The organism is Sinorhizobium mexicanum (genome assembly GCF_013488225.1).
Lineage (GTDB): Bacteria > Pseudomonadota > Alphaproteobacteria > Rhizobiales > Rhizobiaceae > Sinorhizobium > Sinorhizobium mexicanum.
On sequence record NZ_CP041238.1, the window covers coordinates 3,248,770 to 3,266,982 of the forward strand.

Annotated in this window: 14 protein-coding genes; 5 read left to right on the forward strand and 9 right to left on the reverse strand. The window is 61.9% G+C overall.

Annotation, left to right across the window (positions count from 1 at the left end):
- Positions 1–2: 2 nt before the first annotated feature.
- On the forward strand, positions 3–851 hold the full coding sequence (locus FKV68_RS15380) for a transglutaminase family protein (RefSeq protein WP_180938664.1): 849 nt from the start codon (positions 3–5) through the stop codon (positions 849–851).
- A gap of 183 nt (positions 852–1,034) precedes the next feature.
- On the opposite strand, the gene araD is transcribed toward FKV68_RS15380, so the two are convergent.
- The 6 genes from araD to chvE all read right to left on the reverse strand — a co-directional run bounded on the left by araD (position 1,035) and on the right by chvE (position 9,452).
- Positions 1,035–2,780: an L-arabinonate dehydratase gene (gene araD, locus FKV68_RS15385; protein ID WP_180938665.1), complete on the reverse strand. Its 1,746-nt coding sequence runs from the start codon at positions 2,778–2,780 to the stop codon at positions 1,035–1,037.
- Between the two features lie 105 nt (positions 2,781–2,885).
- Positions 2,886–4,319 carry an aldehyde dehydrogenase family protein gene (locus FKV68_RS15390; protein WP_180938666.1) on the reverse strand — a complete coding sequence of 478 codons (1,434 nt, stop codon included), beginning with the start codon at positions 4,317–4,319 and terminating at the stop codon, positions 2,886–2,888.
- 71 nt (positions 4,320–4,390) lie between these two features.
- Positions 4,391–5,386: an AraD1 family protein gene (gene araD1, locus FKV68_RS15395; protein ID WP_180941524.1), complete on the reverse strand. Its 996-nt coding sequence runs from the start codon at positions 5,384–5,386 to the stop codon at positions 4,391–4,393.
- Positions 5,387–5,537: 151 nt separating this feature from the next.
- Positions 5,538–6,752, reverse strand: coding sequence for a multiple monosaccharide ABC transporter permease (mmsB, locus tag FKV68_RS15400; protein ID WP_180938667.1), 1,215 nt, complete (start codon positions 6,750–6,752; stop codon positions 5,538–5,540).
- Positions 6,752–8,287, reverse strand: coding sequence for a multiple monosaccharide ABC transporter ATP-binding protein (gene mmsA / locus FKV68_RS15405; protein WP_180938668.1), 1,536 nt, complete (start codon positions 8,285–8,287; stop codon positions 6,752–6,754). The genes mmsB and mmsA overlap by 1 nt, the downstream gene beginning before the upstream one ends.
- 97 nt (positions 8,288–8,384) lie before the next feature.
- Positions 8,385–9,452 (reverse strand): multiple monosaccharide ABC transporter substrate-binding protein, encoded by a 1,068-nt coding sequence (gene chvE / locus FKV68_RS15410; protein WP_180938669.1) that lies wholly within the window; start codon positions 9,450–9,452, stop codon positions 8,385–8,387.
- 302 nt (positions 9,453–9,754) lie between these two features.
- On the opposite strand from chvE, the gene FKV68_RS15415 reads away from it, so the two are divergent.
- Both FKV68_RS15415 and FKV68_RS15420 read left to right on the forward strand, forming a co-directional pair.
- The gene (locus FKV68_RS15415) at positions 9,755–10,705 is read left to right on the forward strand and encodes a LysR family transcriptional regulator (RefSeq protein ID WP_180941525.1); all 951 of its coding nucleotides are present in this window, start codon (positions 9,755–9,757) and stop codon (positions 10,703–10,705) included.
- A gap of 107 nt (positions 10,706–10,812) precedes the next feature.
- Positions 10,813–11,271, forward strand: coding sequence for a hypothetical protein (locus FKV68_RS15420; RefSeq protein WP_180938670.1), 459 nt, complete (start codon positions 10,813–10,815; stop codon positions 11,269–11,271).
- 3 nt (positions 11,272–11,274) lie between these two features.
- Here the strand turns inward: FKV68_RS15420 and FKV68_RS15425 are convergent, their stop codons facing one another.
- On the reverse strand, positions 11,275–11,505 hold the full coding sequence (locus FKV68_RS15425) for a hypothetical protein (RefSeq protein ID WP_180938671.1): 231 nt from the start codon (positions 11,503–11,505) through the stop codon (positions 11,275–11,277).
- A 351-nt stretch (positions 11,506–11,856) separates the two neighbouring features.
- Between FKV68_RS15425 and iolG the strand changes: the two genes are divergently transcribed.
- The gene (gene iolG, locus FKV68_RS15430; RefSeq protein ID WP_180938672.1) at positions 11,857–12,849 is read left to right on the forward strand and encodes an inositol 2-dehydrogenase; all 993 of its coding nucleotides are present in this window, start codon (positions 11,857–11,859) and stop codon (positions 12,847–12,849) included.
- 65 nt (positions 12,850–12,914) lie between these two features.
- On the opposite strand, the gene FKV68_RS15435 is transcribed toward iolG, so the two are convergent.
- Both FKV68_RS15435 and FKV68_RS15440 read right to left on the reverse strand, forming a co-directional pair.
- Entirely contained in the window at positions 12,915–15,260 is a 2,346-nt protein-coding gene (locus FKV68_RS15435) for a bifunctional diguanylate cyclase/phosphodiesterase (protein ID WP_180938673.1), read from the reverse strand.
- Positions 15,261–15,401: 141 nt separating this feature from the next.
- Positions 15,402–16,610: an ROK family transcriptional regulator gene (locus FKV68_RS15440; protein WP_180938674.1), complete on the reverse strand. Its 1,209-nt coding sequence runs from the start codon at positions 16,608–16,610 to the stop codon at positions 15,402–15,404.
- Between the two features lie 346 nt (positions 16,611–16,956).
- Here FKV68_RS15440 and xylF point away from each other — a divergent pair, with 346 nt between their 5' ends.
- Positions 16,957–17,997, forward strand: coding sequence for a D-xylose ABC transporter substrate-binding protein (xylF, locus tag FKV68_RS15445; protein WP_180938675.1), 1,041 nt, complete (start codon positions 16,957–16,959; stop codon positions 17,995–17,997).
- Positions 17,998–18,213 lie beyond the last annotated feature (216 nt).

Here is an 18,213-nt window from a genome sequence, read left to right on the forward strand (position 1 = left end):
GCATGCACCTGAAAATCAGCCACACGACCGAATATCATTACGATGAACCGGTGCAGTATGCCCTGCAGCGGTTGCGGCTGACGCCGACGACACAAGTGGGCCAAACGGTCCTGAATTGGGAGACTCGCGTCGAGGGCGCGGCCGTCGAGGTGTCCTACGACGACCACTTCGGCAATCGCACGCACCTCGTCAGCGTCGAGGGAGACCGCCAAGCCATACGGATCGTCGCCATCGGTGAGGTGGAGACGGAGGATCGCGCCGGCGTTTTCGGCCCGCATCACTCCTTCGTGCCGCTATGGCTCTATGCACGCGAAACGCCGCTCAGCAAAGCGGGGAAGCTGATCCGCGATCTCGCGAAATCGGCCGAAGGCGACACCGACCTCGAGCGCGTGCATTCGCTGATGGCGCTCATCCACGAAACGGTCGAATACAAGCCCGGCGACACGCAGACAGAAACCACCGCAGAGGAAGCGTTGGAGCGCGGCAAGGGCGTCTGTCAGGACCACGCCCACATCCTGATTTCCGCCGCGCGCACGCTCGGCCTCCCCGCCCGCTATCTTTCCGGCTATCTGATGATGGAAGGCCATCCGGAGCAGACGGCGAGCCACGCTTGGGCGGAGGTCCATCTCGCCGGCTTGGGCTGGGTCGGCTTCGACCCCGCCAACAAGATCTGCCCGGACGACCGCTATGTCCGGATCGCGTCCGGCCTCTGCTACCGCGATGCCGCGCCGATTTCCGGGCTGGTACACGGCGCCGCCAGCGAGACATTGAAGGTGGCCGTGACGGTCGAGAAGCAGGGGCAGACGCAAAGCCAGAAACAAGGCGAGCAGAGCCAAAGCCAGAGTCAGTAGATGGCGAGGCATTTCCGGGTAATGACGCCCGGGCCTGCCCCTCATTCGGCCTGCCGGCCACCTTCTCCCCGCAAGCGGGGCGAAGGGACTCGCGGCGCCGCCCCAGTCCCCGCTCCCCGTGCTTACGGGGAGAGGGTTAGGTGAGGTGCAAATGCGGGGGGCAACGGCCCCTCGCAAACCCAATCAATGGCTGTCGCGGTCCATTGGGATGCGATCGCCGCGCGCACCCACGAGGAAGTCGAGGTCGGCGCCGGTATCGGCTTGCATGACCGTCTTGATATAGAGCCCGCCGTAACCACCCTTGAGCGGCTCGACCGGCGATACCCAGGCCGTACGGCGGCGGGCAAGCTCCTCATCCGAAACGTCGAGATGCAGCGTGCGGTTCGGGATATCGACTTCGATCAGGTCGCCGTTTTGGACGAGCGCCAAAGGTCCTCCTTCGGCCGCCTCCGGGGCGGTATGGAGGATGACGGTGCCGTAAGCCGTGCCCGACATGCGCGCGTCCGAAATGCGGATCATGTCCGTGATGCCCTTCTTCAGCACCTTGGGCGGCAGGCCCATGTTGCCGACCTCGGCCATGCCCGGATAGCCCTTGGGACCGCAATATTTCAGCACCATTATGCAGTTCTCGTCGATGTCGAGATCTTCACGGTTGATGCGCGCGTGATAGTCCTCGATGCTTTCGAAGACGACGGCGCGGCCCTTGTGCTGCATCAGATGCGGCGATGCGGCCGAAGGCTTCAGCACGGCGCCCCTCGGGGCGAGGTTACCACGCAGAACGGCGATGCCGCCGGACTTCGTCAGCGCCTTCTCGCGCGGCAGGATGACGTCTTCGTTGTAGTTGACGACGCCCTTGACGTCGTTCCAGATCGTGTCGCCGCTCACCGTGATGGCGTCGTTGTGCAGAAGCCCCATCTCGGCCACGGCCTTGATGACGACCGGCAGGCCGCCGGCGTAATAGAATTCCTCCATCAGGTACTTGCCCGACGGCTGCAGGTTGACGATCGTCGGCACGTCGCGGCCGAGCCGATCCCAATCGTCGAGCGAAAGATCGACGCCGATGCGGCCGGCGAGCGCGAGCAGGTGCAGGACCGCGTTGGTGGAGCCGCCGACCGCGCCATTGACGCGGATGGCGTTTTCGAAGGCCTGCTTGGTCAGGATGTCGGAAGGCTTCAGGTCTTCCTTGACCATCTCGACGATACGGCGGCCGGTGAGCTGGGAAATTACCCGGCGACGCGCATCGACGGCGGGGATGGCGGCGTTGCCGGAGAGCGTCATGCCGAGCGCTTCGGCCATCGACGCCATGGTAGAGGCCGTGCCCATGGTCATGCAGCTTCCGGCCGAACGGGCCATGCCCTGCTCAGCGTCCATGAACTCGTCCAGCGTCATCTCGCCGGACTTGACCATCTCGGAAAACTGCCAGACCGCGGTCCCGGAACCGACGTCCTTGCCGCGCCACTTGCCGTTGAGCATCGGACCGCCGGAGACGACAATTGCCGGAATGTCGACGCTCGCCGCCCCCATCAGAAGGCTGGGCGTGGTCTTGTCACAGCCGCCGAGCAGCACAACTCCATCGACCGGGTTGCCCCGGATCGATTCCTCGACGTCCATGGCCGCGAGATTGCGGAACATCATCGCTGTCGGCCTCAGCGTGCTTTCGCCCGTTGAGAAGACGGGGAACTCAACCGGGAAGCCACCCGCCTCGTAGACGCCGCGCTTTACGCGCTCCGCAAGGTCACGCAGATGCGCATTGCAGGGCGTAAGCTCGGACCAGGTATTGCAAATGCCGATGATCGGCCGACCGTCGAAGGTATCGGCGGGGAGCCCCTGGTTCTTCATCCAGGAGCGATGCATGATGGCATTCTTGCCCGTTCCGCCGAACCATTCCTGTGAACGGAGTTTGCGCGGCCACTCAGCTTTCTTCTTCATTGCTTCCTCTTTAACCCCGCATCGCAGCGGGCGAAATCACGTGGGCTTGAGAGCGGGATGGGAAAAGTGTGTGCGGCTTTCCGCCCGCATCCCGCTCTAAACTCTTCAAGCCAGCGTGTAGGCTGTCTTGACGGTTGTGTAGAATTCGGCGGCGTATTTGCCCTGCTCGCGTGAGCCGTAGGACGAACCCTTGCGGCCGCCGAACGGCACGTGGAAATCGACGCCGGCCGTCGGCAGGTTGACCATCACCATGCCGGCCTCGGCATTGCGCTTGAAATGCGTCGCATGCTTGAGGCTGGTGGTGGCGATGCCGGAGGAAAGCCCGAACGGAGTGTCGTTGGCAACGGCCAGCGCCTCGTCGTAGTCCTTCACCCGGATCACCGCCGCGACCGGACCGAAGATCTCTTCTCGGGAAATCCGCATCGCATTGGTCGCCTCGGTGAACAGCGCCGGCTCAAGATAGAAGCCGGGCGTGTCGCGCGAGATCAGTTCGCCGCCGAAGGCGAGCCTGGCGCCTTCCTGCTGTCCGATGGCGATATAATCGGTGTCCTGGTTCAGCTGGCCCTGGTCGACGACCGGGCCGATATGGGTGCCGGCCTTCAGCGCGTCGTCGATGACAAGGCCTTTCATCCGCTCGCCCATCGCCGCGACGAATTTGTCGTGAATGCCTTCGGTAACGATCAGGCGCGAGGAGGCGGTGCAGCGCTGGCCAGTCGAGAAGAAGGCCGAGTTGACCGCAGCCTCGACGGCGACCGAAAGATCGGCATCATCGAGCACGACGAACGGGTTCTTGCCGCCCATCTCGAGTTGAAACTTGCGATTGTGCTCGACGGAGGCGGCGGCCACGCGCTTGCCGGTGCCGACCGAACCGGTAAAGGTGATCGCCTGGATGTCGGGGCTGTCGAGCATCGCCTGGCCGACAACCGAGCCCTTGCCCATGACGAGGTTCAACACGCCCTTCGGCAGGCCGGCACGGTGGAGAATGTCGACGATCGCCCACGAGCAGCCCGGCACCAGTTCGGCCGGCTTGAAGACGACGGTGTTGCCGTAGCAGAGCGCCGGGGCGACCTTCCAGGCCGGAATGGCGATCGGGAAGTTCCACGGGGTGATGATGCCGACGACACCGACCGGCTCGCGGGTGATCTCGATGCCGATCCCCGGCCGGACCGAGGGGATGACCTCGCCGGCCAACCGCAAGGCTTCGCCGGCGAAGAATTCGAAGATCTGGCCGGCCCGCACGGTCTCGCCGATGCCTTCCGCGAGCGTCTTGCCCTCCTCGCGCGACAGCAGCCGCCCGAGCTCGTCCTTGCGCGCGATGATCTCGTCGGCGGTCTTCTTCAGGATCGCATGGCGCTCGAGGAGGCCGGAGCGCGACCAGGCCGGAAACGCCGCCTTGGCGGCCGCAATCGCTGCCTTCGCATCATCGGCGCTGGCACGGGCATAGTCGCCGATGACATCGTTGGTGTTCGACGGATTGACGTTGGCGACACCGTCGGTGCCGACCCATTCGCCGGCGATCAGGTTCTGATGAAGTGTCATGGGCCTTAAGCCTCCTTGTCTTCTTGACGCGACAACAGGCCGCCCGTTGCGGCCTCGGCTGCCGTAGCAGATCAGAGTTGACGTATGTCGATTTCTTCCTCTGCGGCAATCGTCAGCGGGTTGCGCAGCGGCAGGCCGAATTCTTCAGCCTCGATCTCGAATACGTCGCCTTCCTCCGTGCGGATGCCGTCACCGAAGGAAAGCGTCGCCGTGCCGAACATGTGCACATGCACGTCGCCCGGCACACGGAAGAGACCGTACTTGAAATGGTGATATTCGAGGTTGGCGAAGCTGTGCGACATGTTGGCTTCGCCGGAAAGAAACGGCTTTTCCCACAATGCCTTGCCGCCGCGCAGGATGCGGGAGGTGCCGCGAATGTCGTCAGGCGCCGCACCGATGCGAATTTCCGGGCCGAAGCTCGCTTGGCGCAGCTTGGAATGGGCGAGCCAGAGATAGTTGACCCGCTCGGTCTTGTGATCGGAAAACTCGTTGGCAACAGCAAAGCCGAGGCGATAGGGCACGCCCTTGTCGGAGATGACATAGATGCCCGCCATTTCCGGCTCCTCGCCGCCATCTTCCGCAAAGGCCGGGGAAACGAGGGCTTGGCCGGGCGCGACCGCCGAGGTGCCATTGCCCTTGTAGAACCATTCCGGCTGGACACCCTTTTCACCGGGCTTCGGCTTGCCGCCCTCGAGCCCCATGCGGAACATCCTCATCGAATCGGTCAGCGTCTCTTCCGCTGCCTCGGCCGTCTTCTTGTGCATCGCATCGCGCGTTGCCGCGGAGCCAAGATGGGTCAAGCCAGTTCCGGTGAGATGCAGATGGGCGGGATCGGGATGCGTGATCGGCGGCAGCATCCGCCCTTCGGCATAGGCCTCCTCGAGATCGATCGTTTCGCCGACACCCTTGGCGTCGATGACCGCCTTGAGGCTCTTGCCGCCGTTGGCCGCTTCCACCGCCAACGCGTATACGCTTTCCGCTCCCTTGACGACGCGGGCCGTTTCGCCCGGCGCCCGTACGGCGACTGCAACCGATCCGTCTTGCTTCCTGACCTGAGAAATCAGCACGTTCCTGTCCTTCCTAGTCGAGTTGGCTTCGGCCAGCCCTTCCTTGAGGAAAGGCAATGCGTCGCCCTGAGGGTGGCTCGCACCACCCATCTACAGCAGCCAGAAAGGCCGCCCGTTCACTTGTTAACTTGAGAGCTGACCGGAAATCCGATCAGCCCTTGCCCTTGTTCTTGTTGTAGACGTCGAAGAATACGGCTGCGAGCAGTACGAGGCCCTTGATAAGCTGCTGGTAGTCGATGCCGATGCCCATGATCGACATGCCGTTGTTCATCACGCCCATGATGAAGGCGCCGATCACCGCACCGGTGATTTTGCCGACACCGCCAGAAGCCGACGCTCCGCCGATGAAGCAGGCGGCGATCACGTCGAGCTCGAACCCGACGCCGGCCTTCGGCGTGGCCGAGTTCAACCGTGCCGTGATGATCATGCCGGCAAGGGCAGCGAGCACACCCATGTTCACGAAAGCGTAGAACGTCAGCCGTTCCGTGTTGATGCCGGAGAGCTTGGCAGCCTTTTCGTTGCCGCCCATCGCATAGATCCGCCGGCCGATCGTCGACCGGCTGGTGATGAACGTATAGGCAGCGATCAGCACGCCCATGATGATGAGCACGTTCGGCAGGCCGCGATAGGTCGAGAGCTGGAAGCCGATGAATAGCGCAACAACGCCGATAACCGCCATCTGAACGGCGAAGAAGACGAAAGGCTCGTTTTCCGTGCCGTGCTGCTCGTTGATGCGGCGATTGCGCAGGCCGGCAAAGATTGCATAGCCGACCAGCGCCAGCACCGCCAGCAGCGCCACCATGTTCTTGATGACCTCGGGGCTTGGGTTGAGGAAGTAGAGAAAATCAGGAACGAAGCCGGTCGAAAGAATCTGGAAATCCTTGGGAAACGGTCCGATCGGGCGTCCGCCGAGAACCACATAGGTCATTCCGCGGAACACCAGCATGCCCGCTAGCGTGACGATGAAGGACGGGATTTTCTGGTAGGCTACCCAATAGCCCTGCGCCGCCCCCATGATGCCGCCGACGACAAGACAGGCGGGAACAACGACAAAGGCGGGCAGACCCCATTTGACCAGCATGATCGCCGAGATGGCGCCGATGAAGGCCACGATCGAGCCCACGGAAAGGTCGATATGCCCGGCGACGATGATCAACAGCATGCCCAGCGCCATGATGACGATGAACGAGTTCTGCAGCACCAGGTTCGTGATGTTCACCGGCCTGAAGAGAACGCCGTTGGTCACGAACTGAAAGAACAGCATGATGATCACGAGCGCGACCAGAAGGCCGTATTCGCGGATGTTGTTCCTGAGATAGTCACCGATCGACGGCTTGGTGGTGTGGGTGCTCGTATCGGCGACCATTAGTGTTTCTCCCCTGAACGCATGATGGCGCGCATGATGGATTCCTGGCTCGCTTCCTCCTGGGAAAGCTCTGCCACAATGCGCCCTTCGTTCATGACATAGATGCGATCGCAGGTTCCGAGCAGTTCCGGCATCTCCGACGAAATCATCAGGATGCCTTTGCCCTCGGCCGCGAGTTGGTTGATGATGGTGTAGATCTCGTACTTCGCGCCGATGTCGATACCGCGCGTCGGCTCGTCGAGTATGAGAACCTCGGGATTGGTGAACAGCCACTTGGACAGCACGACCTTCTGCTGGTTGCCGCCCGAAAGGTTCACCGTCTCCTGATAGATCGAATGCGAACGGATACGGAGCTTCGAGCGATAGTCCGCAGCGACCTTTCGCTCCTTGCGCTCGTCGATGACGCCGTTCGACGCGACCGCGCTCAGGTTGGCGAGCGTCGTATTGTCCTTGATGTTGTTGATCAGCACGAGACCGAGCTGCTTGCGGTCTTCCGTGACATACGCAAGGCCCGCCTTGATCGCGCGGGGGATCGTGCTCACGTCCACCGGCGTGCCGCGCATGGTCACCTCGCCGGTGATCTTGTGTCCCCATGACTTGCCGAAGATGCTCATCACCGTTTCGGTGCGGCCGGCACCCATCAGCCCGGCGATGCCGACGACCTCGCCGGCGCGAACATTGAAGCTGACATCGTGCAGGAATTGGCGGTCGCGGTGATGCTGATGGAAGACGTTCCAGTTCTTCACTTCGAGCAACGTCTCGCCGATATGCGGTTCGCGGGGCGGGTAGCGGTCTTCCATCGCGCGGCCGACCATGCCCTTGATGATCCGGTCCTCGCTGATGTCTTCCTTCTGACAGTCGAGTGTTTCAACCGTGCCGCCGTCGCGCAGGATGGTGATCTGGTCCGCGACCTTCTTAATCTCGTTGAGCTTGTGCGAGATGATGATCGACGTCATGCCCTGCTTGCGAAACTCCATGAGCAGCTTCAAAAGCGCGTCGGAATCGGTCTCGTTGAGCGAGGCGGTCGGTTCGTCGAGGATCAGCAGCCGGACCTTCTTGGAAAGCGCCTTGGCGATCTCCACCAGTTGCTGCTTGCCGACACCGATATCGGTGATGAGGGTCGCAGGCGGCTCCTTCAAGCCCACCTTGTTCAAGAGCTCCTGCGTGCGGGCAAAGGTCTGCGGCCAGTGGATCACGCCCTTGCTGGCGACCTCGTTGCCGAGAAAGATGTTTTCGGCGATCGACAGCAGCGGAACGAGCGCCAGCTCCTGGTGAATGATGATGATGCCGAGATGCTCGCTGTCCGAGATCGTGCTGAAGCGGCGCACCTCGCCGTCATAGTGGATCTCACCCTCGTAGGTTCCGGCCGGATAGACGCCGCTCAGCACCTTCATCAAGGTCGACTTGCCGGCACCATTTTCACCTACGAGAGCGTGAATTTCACCTTCGCGGACCTTGAAGCTGACGTTGTCCAGCGCCTTGACGCCCGGAAACGTCTTGGTGATGCCCCGCATTTCCAGAATGATATTGTCCATGTTCAGCATTCCAGCGGCAGTCTGCGAGAGACTACAGACTCCCTTATCCAGAGAAAAGGGTCCGCAACGGATCGCGGACCCTCCATGTTCGATGGGATCAGTTGTTGATCTGGTCTTCCGTGTAGTAGCCCGAGCCGACAAGGATTTCCTTGGCGTTGGACTTGTCGACCGCAACCGGCTTCAGGAGGTAGGACGGAACAACCTTGACACCGTTTTCATAGGTCTTGGTGTCGTTCACTTCCGGCTCCTTGCCATCCATGATCGCGTTGACCATGCCGACGGTGACCTTGGCGAGTTCGCGGGTGTCCTTGAAGACAGTCGAATTCTGTTCGTCGGCGAGGATCGACTTGACCGACGGCAGTTCAGCGTCCTGACCGGTGACTACCGGCATCGGCATGTCGCCGGAGCCGTAGCCGACGCCCTTCAGAGCCGAGATGATGCCGATCGAGAGACCGTCATAGGGAGAGAGCACGCCGTCAACCTTGGCATCGGTGTAGGTGGACGAAAGCAGGTTTTCCATGCGGGCCTGGGCGACAGCGCCGTCCCAACGCAGGGTGCCGACCTGATCCATGCCCGTCTGGCCGGACTTCACGACGATCTTGCCGCTGTCGATCAAGGGCTGCAGGACCGACATGGCGCCGTCGTAGAAGAAGAAGGCGTTGTTGTCATCCGGCGAACCGCCGAAGAGTTCGATGTTCTTCGGCTCGGTCGCGCCGTCGAGCTTCAGGCCGTTGACGAGCGACGTCGCCTGCAGGACGCCGACCTGGAAGTTGTCGAAGGTCGCGTAGTAATCGACGTTGCCGGAGTCGCGGATGAGCCGGTCATAGGCGATGACCTTGACGCCAGCGTCGTGTGCTTTCTGCAAGATGTCGGACAGCGTGGTGCCGTCGATGGCGCCGATCACGAGAACCTTCGCGCCCTTCGTCACCATGTTCTCGATCTGTGCGAGCTGGTTCGGAATGTCGTCGTCAGCGAACTGCAGATCCGGCGTGTAGCCGGCGTCCTTGAACAGCTTCTCCATCGTCTCGCCGTCGGAAATCCAGCGGGTCGACGTCTTCGTCGGCATGGAGATGCCGACCGTGCCCTTGTCCTGTGCGAAGACCGGTGCAGCAAACGACGCGACGGAAATCGCCGCGGCTGCGAGAAGCGAAGTAATCAATTTCATCAGATCTCTCCCTGAGTGTTGAAGCCGGCAGGCCCCGTCATATGCGCAGCGATCCACCGGCGCGGAGAGCTTGTCTCCGGCGGTGGTTCAAGGTGAAGGAAAGCCCTCCCGGCCCCACATACTCCCGCATGCACTGGCGCATCGGAAGCGAAACTGGAATCAATCGACATAACTGTCAAATACAATATCGCTTTGCATGCATATCAAACTTGGTATACCACTTCAAAAGAGTGTGATTATTAAAACTTTTCAGAAACGGGACCAGTGCCGTGACAGCGGACAGCAGAGCGAATGCCACCGGGATGGCGGACGAACTCCTCGATACCGGCCTCCTTCGGTCGGGGCTGAAGATCAATCACATGAGACTCATCCTGGCGATCGAGGATCATCGCCGCATCAGCACCGCCGCCGATTCGCTCGGCATCTCGCAACCCGCGGCGTCGCGCATGCTCGCCGAAATCGAAGCGATCATGAAGGCGCCGATTTGCGAACGGGTGGCGCGCGGCGTCGAACTGACCCGTTATGGCGAGGCCCTTGCGCGACGGGCGCGCACGATCTTTCTCGAACTGCGCGAGGCCGCGCGCGAGATCAATGAATTGAAAACCGGCAGCGGCGGCTCGGTATCGCTCGGCTCCGTCACCGGCCCCGCCCTTAACCTCGCCGTGCCTGCCATCCGCCAGGTTTCGACCGCCTATCCGGGCATCGAGATCAATGTGCAGATCGACAACAGCAATGTGCTGACCCGCGAACTCCTGGCGGCGCGTCACGACTTCGTCGTCGGTCGCATCCCAGACGATTTCAATCCGCGTCTCTTCAACATGGTGGAGATCGGCTTCGAGGAAGTCTGCCTGATCGTTCGCGAAGGCCATCCCCTTCTCGACAAGCCATTTGCCAGTGCCCATGATCTGCCGGGCTACGACTGGGTGTTCCAGCCGCCGGGCACGCTATTGCGCCGCGCGGTCGAGGACAGCTTCGTCTCCGCCGGCGTTCGGCTGCCGGCAACTGTCATCAACACATCCTCGATCATCCTGACCCTATCGATCGTTCGAAACACCAATGCGATCGCGCCAGTCGCCCTCGATGTCGCAAACCTCGTCGCCGGCAACGGGACGCCCGCCGGCGATATTCGCGTGCTGCCGACGCAATTCCCGATACGCATCAAGCCCTACGGCCTCATCACCGCCGAAGGCCGTGCCCTGCCGCCAAGCGCAAAGCTGCTCTACGACCTGATCCTGAAGCAAAGCAGGGCGTGATCAGGCCCGCATAACCCTCGTAGGGCAGGATCGCCCAAGATCAGTGCTTCGTTCGATTGGCGCAAATTGCTTCGCCTTGAATGAATGCTTTTGGGAAGGGCAACGTCATGTTCGGCATGTCGCTGTTTCAGTCGGTGCTCGAGCGATTGAAGGCGGAGCAGCAGGGCGACGCGTGCGACGAGGACGTCGGCGTGCAGGTATTCCGGCACGGGAAAGCGGGCTTCTCGCCAGGCTTCATCGTCGACACGTCTTCGGCGGCCGCAACCGCATTCGATGCCGTGGAGCGAGCCTATCGTGAGCTCGCGCCGGCCGAGAAGGCGCAGCCGCCGGTGATGCCCGATTATCTGAGACGCACGAGTCTCGCTGACGTTGCCGCCGACCTCGTGCTGCAGGAGCAGGAGACGGCCGCGACGCTCGCTGCCAAGCGACGGCGGTTCGCCGCCGCCAACCACCCGGACAGATTACCGGCCGAATTCAGGGCCAACGCCACCATCCGGATGAAGCTCGCCAATATGCTCATCGACGAAGCGTCGCGAAGGCTGCCGCGCGACAACAGGTCGACATGACCTTCACTTCGACGCGTCCTCCGTATCGGCTTTGTCATCGGCCGATTGCTTCGGCTTGAAAAAGATCAAGAGGGCACAGCCTGCATAGGCAGTCACAGCCAGAAAGATCATGCCCCAAGTCACCTGGCCGTTGCTGAACTCGACCGCCGTCCACGCGGCACAGGCGGCGACGATCAACAGACGGATCCACAAGGGGCGGTAGAAAGGGTGATCCGGATCGATGAACTTGAGCATTCTGTCTCTCGGGCGAGCGTGCAAAGTGGCTTCCTTGTATGGGCAAATTGGCCGCGTCCGCAAGTGTGCCGTCACAAACCCAGCCTTGACGACACCGGCATAAATGGAATAAAAATTCCGAAATTTGAAAAACTAGCCTTTTCATTCCGTCGCTCGTGAAATTGTCGCAAACGCGAGACAGGATCGGAATGGAGCCAAGGGAGAGAGGCACACCTCGCCGCGGCGCGCAGGATATCAACCGTCGTCACATTCCTATGCATGCGCGGGCAATGCTGCCCGCGACGCCTTCGCGCGATGAGCGTCATCATCGCGTTCCCTTCCGGTTGCGACCGGATTTCGAGAGAGACGAACATGACAGTGAGATTTGGTCTTCTGGGCGCCGGCCGCATCGGCAAGGTTCACGCGAAAGCCGTCAGCGGCAATCCTGACGCCGTGCTTGTCGCGGTTGCCGACGCGTTCCCGGCGGCGGCGGATGCCATTGCCGAGGCCTATGGCTGCGAAGTGCGCACGATCGAGGCAATCGAAAGCGCTGCCGATATCGATGCGGTCGTCATCTGCACGCCGACCGATACGCATGCCGACCTGATCGAGCGCTTTGCCCACGCCGGCAAGGCGATCTTCTGCGAAAAGCCGATCGATCTCGATGTCGAGCGCGTGAGGGCCTGCCTCAAGATCGTGTCGGATACAAAGGCCAAGCTGATGGTCGGCTTCAACCGCCGCTTCGACCCGCATTTCATGGCCGTACGCAAGGCAATCGACGACGGCCGCATCGGCAATGTCGAGATGGTGACGATCACCTCGCGCGATCCGGGTGCGCCGCCGGTCGACTATATCAAGCGCTCGGGCGGCATCTTCCGCGACATGACGATCCACGATTTCGACATGGCGCGCTTCCTGCTCGGGGAAGAACCCGTGACCGTGACCGCCACCGCTGCGGTGCTGGTGGACAAGGCGATCGGCGAGGCCGGCGACTATGACAGCGTCTCGGTCATCCTGCAGACGGCCTCCGGCAGGCAGGCGGTCATCTCGAATTCTCGCCGTGCCACCTATGGCTACGATCAACGCATCGAGGTTCACGGATCGAAGGGCGTCGTCTCGGCGGAAAACCAGCGCCCCGTATCGATCGAAATCGCCACCGGCGAAGGCTACACGCGTCCGCCGCTGCACGACTTCTTCATGACGCGCTATACCGAGGCTTATGCAAACGAGATCGAGAGCTTCATCGCCGCGATCGAAAAAGGTGCGGAGATCACGCCCTCCGGCAAGGACGGCCTCGCGGCGCTGGCACTGGCCGACGCGGCCTTGAAGTCGGTTGCCGAGAAACGCCAGGTCAGCATCGCCTGACGGCGGCGTTTTCGACGAAACATCCAGGCCGGGCTTTAAACCCGGCCTTTTTCATTCGGTGAAAATCACCCCTCAAGTCTTTTCAGCCGATCCTGCGCCGGCTGGCTGGAGCTCGGCGCGCGCCCCGGGCGACCGGAGAGAAAGCCCTGTATCTGCCGGCATCCCTCTTCGACGATGATCTGCTTCTGCCGCTCTGTTTCGACACCTTCGGTCACCACCGGCAGGTTGAGGCTTTGACCTAGGGCGATGATCGCGCGGATGATGGCGTGCGCCGCCGGATCCTTGTCGAGAGCCGCGGTGAAGCTGCAATCGATCTTCAGCTTGTCAAAGGGGAAGGTCTGGAGATTGCTGAGCGAAGAGTGCCCCGTCCCGAAATCATCCATGACGATGCGGACGCCGAGCAGTCGCAACCGGACGAGCGTCGCCAGCACGTCATCTCTGTTGTGCATGAGCACTGCTTCGGTGATCTCCAGTTCCAGCCGGCGCGGCTCGAGACCGGTGCGCCTCAGGATCCCCTCGATCTGGTCAAAGAGGTTGGGAAGCAGAAACTGGACCGGCGATATATTGACTGAAATCGCCAGCGGCTCGTTCCATCGGACCGCCTCAAGGCAAGCCTGCTCGAGCACCCACTCACCGATCTGGATGATCGAGCCGCTTTCCTCGGCAATCGGAATGAAAACACTGGGGCTGACGAGACCGCGGTCGGGATGCTGCCAGCGCAACAGCGCCTCGTAGCCGACGACCCTGTCGTCACGAACGTCGACGAGCGGCTGGTATTCAAGAAAAAGCTGACGTCTGACGACTGCGTGCCGAAGGTCGTTTTCCATCTGCCGGCGCGTGCGCACCGCTGCATCCATCTCGGCGTCGAAGAAGCAGGCAATGCCCTTCCCGGTCTGCTTGGCCCGGTAAAGCGCCGTATCGGCGTTGTTGCAAAGCCGGTCCGCCGTCATTCCGTCGGCCGGATAGATCGCCACACCGATGCTGACGCCGACGGCCATCGGGTCACGGCTGGTGTCCATTTCCTCGGCAAAAAACCTGAGAATGCGCTTCGACAATTGCCGCGCCGCCTCGGGTCCGGCGGAAGGCTGGATGATCGCGAATTCGTCGCCGCCGAGCCGCGCGATCGTATCGCCTTCCGCGCATGCTGTACGCAGGATGTCGGCCACCTTGCGCAGGATGCGATCGCCTTCTCCGTGACCGAAAATATCGTTGACGGCCTTGAAGCGATCGAGGTCGAGACAGAAGACGGCCAATGGCTCGTTCCTTGCGCTCGCTACGGCGATCGCCTGCGCCATGCGGCGATCGAAGGAACTGCGGTTCGAAAGATCCGTCAGGGCATCATGATGCGCAAGGTGCTCGATCGTGCGTTCCGCCTCCTTGCGCTGGCTAAGATCGCGCACGAAAATCACGTCGCACTCGCGACCCCGGTATTCGATCGTGCGGCACATGTACTCGACGGGAATTCGCCTCCCGTCCGCGTGAAGCAGTTCGAGTTCGCATGATCCGAACGCCCGACGATCCCCCGGCCGCTCCCGGTCCTGCGTGAACAGCTCCGCGAGGTTTCTCTTTGCCAGATCGTTTGCGGTCCGGCCACAAAGGCCGGCGAAACGCTCGTTCACATCGACGATCTCATCGCCGCGGACGACCATCATGCCCTCGAGCGACGCGTTGACGAGGCCGCGAAGATCGGTGAGGTGACGGTCGAGAAAAAGCGCGCCGAAAGCCACGAGGATGAGTGTCGTCGATGCGGCGATCACGCCGCCCGCTAGCCAGGCGGCATCGAATGCATCGGCGGCGGCAATACCCGGGTCCGGCACGAGGCTGACGCCGCTCATCGACTTGAAATGCATCGCGCAAATCGCAAGGACGAGCAGGACCGTGGACACGACCAGCCTGCGAACGCCCCGCAGCGTCTGAAACGCATGAAGCGCGACGCCGGCAATCAATGTGCCGAAGATGATGGCGATCATCGTCGATCCAAAATCGAAGGTAACCTGGCCTTGTGTTTCGACCGCACGCATGCCGGTGAAATGCATCGCTGCGATGCCTAGGCCGAGCAAGACGCCGCCGGCAGCGAAGGCATGACGGAAGGTCCCGGCCAGGGCCACCGCAAATGCAATCCAGGACGCCGCGATCGCCACCAGCACCGAGAGGGTCGTGCCTCGAACCTCGTAGGCGATCGGTATGCCGCCATCATAGGCGAGCATCGCGATGAAATGTGTCGACCAGATACCGACGCCGGACGCCAGGGCGCAGGCGACGGTCCAAAGGCGCCGCTCAGTGCCCTCGCTGCGCTGCGCGCGCAAGAGGAGCAGCATCGTGGCGACGCTGCCAGCAAGACAAACGACCGCCGCGACGGCGATCAGGCGCCAGTCATGATCATTGCGTATGCATGCAATCACTGAAAACATGGATGCCCCCTGCCTCAGTGACAGCTTTGCAAGGAGTCTCTAAATAACTGTAAATTGCAAAAGCACCAGAATTCGCCTGCAAGATTTCGGCAGCAGTTCAAGGTGCTACAGCGCCGCAGGACGCCGAGACGGTGTTCGAACCTAACCATGCCGGGCGGCAATGTCGGCGTCGATCGTGCTCAGTGCGCGATTGAGATGACCGTCGAAAGCGAGCCGTTGCTCGTCGGCCGCCACCGAGATCTCCGGCAGCCCTTGCAGGCGCACCTGCAGGGATTGGGAGAGCCCCTCCTCCAACCCCTTATGAAGGAGATCGAAGTAGCGTGTCCCCGGTCCGGTGACGAAGATCGGCATCGGTTCGTAGAGGCTGAGCATGCGGGAAATGCCATTACCGAGAGCGATGCCGGCCTGGCGGAAGGCATAGCCGGCCATGCGGTGCCCCTGGCGCGCGCTTGCCGCGATCTTGTCCATCTCCGACAGCGGCACGAACTTTGCGGGAATTGTGTCGGAAGGCACCTCGAATGCAGTGCGCAGGATTCCATAGAAACCGGCCGCCGCCTCGATGCAGCCATGGCCGCCGCACCGACAGAGGCCGGCGGAACTCGCGTGCAGCATGTGCCCGAAATTCGGCGCCGAAACATCGAGGTCGCCGAAACGCCCTTTGCGCGCAAGGCCGAGCCCAATGCTATGTCCGAGCGATATCGCCGCAAGCGCCTTGAAGTCGTCTCTCCCCTCCTCGGCCTGCACGGCAAGCGCCTGGGCAACCAGCAGCGTCTCGTTGCTGAGCATGATCTTGGCGCGCCAGTCCGGGCGCAGCAGCTCTTTGAAATCGAGCTCCTCGCGGCCGAAAACCGGCGACCAGATCAGTCGCGCTCCATCGGCGGCAACAAGACCCTTGCTGCTGATCGAGATGGCAAGCACGTCTTCCTTCGTGATGCGGGAGCGCTGGAGCAGCCGTTCAAGTGCGGCGGCAAACATCTGTCCGAAAGCGGCGGTGCCCCTCAGATCGTGATTTCTCGCCTCCTCGAACCGGTCGAGCAGAGTGCCGCCATAGTCGGCGAGCGAATACTGCACGATATCGGACGAGATGCGTACGACGATCACGTGGCCGCAGTCGCGCCTCGGCGTGAAAAGCACACGCGGCCGCCCGCGGCCGCCCTGAACATGCTGCTCGCTTTTGGCGATGATTCCGGCGCGTTCCAGTTCGGCGGTGATGGCGGAGACGGTGGCCGAGGCGAGAGCGGTTTCCGACGCGATTTCCGTGTGGGACAAGGAACCCTTCCGGCGGAGCGCCGCAAGGATAAGGGTGCTGTTCTGCTGACGTACAAGTTCAGTGCTGGACTTCGTCAGCATTCCACGTCCCTGTCGATGGCGGGTCCTTCAACCCCATGCCTCCTCCAAAGCATCTGTTGATCGGCAAGACAAGGCACCCTGCATGTTTCCTTGGATCGAAGCCGGCTCAAGAATAAAAACACACGGCATTTCAACGCTCTACAGCGGTTGTTGCACGTCCCGAAAAAGACGCAGCGCGCTGCACGGGAGCCTTGTTGACAGCCTGCTAAAACTCTGACATTTATTTTCTCGACTGTCGAGAAAAAAGTCCGCACTGGTTGCGGCGGGTTTGCGACAGCACTTCACGGTTGGCCGAGGAGGCGTGCGGGAGGTTCGCGCGCAAGGTGCAACCACTTGGGAGGATGAAATGAAATCCGTTTTGAAGCTGATGGCGGGGGCTGCCATCATCGCGTCCATGCATTCGGCGGCGATCGCCAAGGATCTTGTCGTCGGCGTTTCCTGGTCCAACTTCCAGGAAGAGCGTTGGAAAACCGACGAGGCCGCCATCAAGGCCGCGCTTGAAGCTTCCGGCGACAAGTATATCTCCGCCGACGCCCAGTCTTCCGCCGCCAAGCAGCTGACGGACATCGAGTCGCTGATCGCGCAGGGCGCAAACGCCTTGATCGTGCTCGCCCAGGATTCCGACGCGATCGCCCCGGCGATCGAAAAGGCCACGGCAGAGGGCATCCCGGTCGTCGGCTACGACCGCCTGATCGAGAATCCGGCCGCCTTCTACATCACCTTCGACAACAAGGAAGTGGGCCGTATGCAGGCCCGCGAAGTCTTCAAGGCGAAGCCGGAAGGCAACTTCGTCTTCATCAAGGGCTCCTCGTCCGACCCGAATGCCGACTTCCTCTTTGCCGGCCAGATGGAAGTGCTGAAGGAAGCGGTCGACGGCGGCAAGGTCAAAAATGTCGGCGAGGCCTACACCGATGGCTGGAAGCCGGAAAATGCCCAGAAGAACATGGAGCAGTTCCTGACCGCCAATGACAACAAGGTCGACGCGGTCGTCGCTTCGAACGACGGCACGGCCGGCGGCGCGATTGCGGCGCTTTCGGCACAGGGGCTCGCAGGCTCCGTTCCGGTGTCCGGACAGGACGGTGACTTTGCGGCGCTCAACCGCGTCGCGCTCGGCACCCAGACGGTTTCCGTCTGGAAGGACGCGCGCGAGCTCGGCAAGAAGGCCGCCGAAATCGCCTCGGCGCTCGCCGCCGGCAAGACGATGGACGAGATCGAGGGCGTTCAATCCTTCAACGGCGGACCGAAGGGCGTTGCCATGAAGTCGGTCTTCCTGGCGCCGCTCGCCATCACCAAGGACAATCTGAACGTCGTCATCGACGCCGGCTGGATTTCCAAGGACGCAGCCTGCCAGGGCGTTGCGGCCGGCACCATCGCCGCGTGCAACTGACGGCTCGGCATTTGAATTGACCTTAAGACGCCGCAACGCGACCCGTTGCGGCGTTTGCTTGAGGTCGGGACGATCTTCACATGCGGGTGTTAAGATCGCCGCAACCGCGGCGCTCGGCAGCAACTCAAAGTGCTACAGCGTCCTTCGCGCGTCTGATTAGACGCGCGACGCTGTAGAACGACCGCATGTGCAAATGGAAACAGTGGGGGACGGCGG

Excerpts from the sequence above, each read along its gene's own strand:
- FKV68_RS15380 (WP_180938664.1), top strand. The coding sequence starts at position 3 with ATGCACCTGAAAATCAGCCACACGACCGAATATCATTACGATGAACCG.
- araD (WP_180938665.1), bottom strand. The coding sequence starts at position 2,780 with ATGAAGAAGAAAGCTGAGTGGCCGCGCAAACTCCGTTCACAGGAATGG.
- FKV68_RS15390 (WP_180938666.1), bottom strand. The coding sequence starts at position 4,319 with ATGACACTTCATCAGAACCTGATCGCCGGCGAATGGGTCGGCACCGAC.
- mmsB (WP_180938667.1), bottom strand. The coding sequence starts at position 6,752 with ATGGTCGCCGATACGAGCACCCACACCACCAAGCCGTCGATCGGTGAC.
- mmsA (WP_180938668.1), bottom strand. The coding sequence starts at position 8,287 with ATGGACAATATCATTCTGGAAATGCGGGGCATCACCAAGACGTTTCCG.
- chvE (WP_180938669.1), bottom strand. The coding sequence starts at position 9,452 with ATGAAATTGATTACTTCGCTTCTCGCAGCCGCGGCGATTTCCGTCGCG.
- FKV68_RS15415 (WP_180941525.1), top strand. The coding sequence starts at position 9,755 with ATGGCGGACGAACTCCTCGATACCGGCCTCCTTCGGTCGGGGCTGAAG.
- FKV68_RS15420 (WP_180938670.1), top strand. The coding sequence starts at position 10,813 with ATGTTCGGCATGTCGCTGTTTCAGTCGGTGCTCGAGCGATTGAAGGCG.
- FKV68_RS15425 (WP_180938671.1), bottom strand. The coding sequence starts at position 11,505 with ATGCTCAAGTTCATCGATCCGGATCACCCTTTCTACCGCCCCTTGTGG.
- iolG (WP_180938672.1), top strand. The coding sequence starts at position 11,857 with ATGACAGTGAGATTTGGTCTTCTGGGCGCCGGCCGCATCGGCAAGGTT.
- FKV68_RS15435 (WP_180938673.1), bottom strand. The coding sequence starts at position 15,260 with ATGTTTTCAGTGATTGCATGCATACGCAATGATCATGACTGGCGCCTG.
- FKV68_RS15440 (WP_180938674.1), bottom strand. The coding sequence starts at position 16,610 with ATGCTGACGAAGTCCAGCACTGAACTTGTACGTCAGCAGAACAGCACC.
- xylF (WP_180938675.1), top strand. The coding sequence starts at position 16,957 with ATGAAATCCGTTTTGAAGCTGATGGCGGGGGCTGCCATCATCGCGTCC.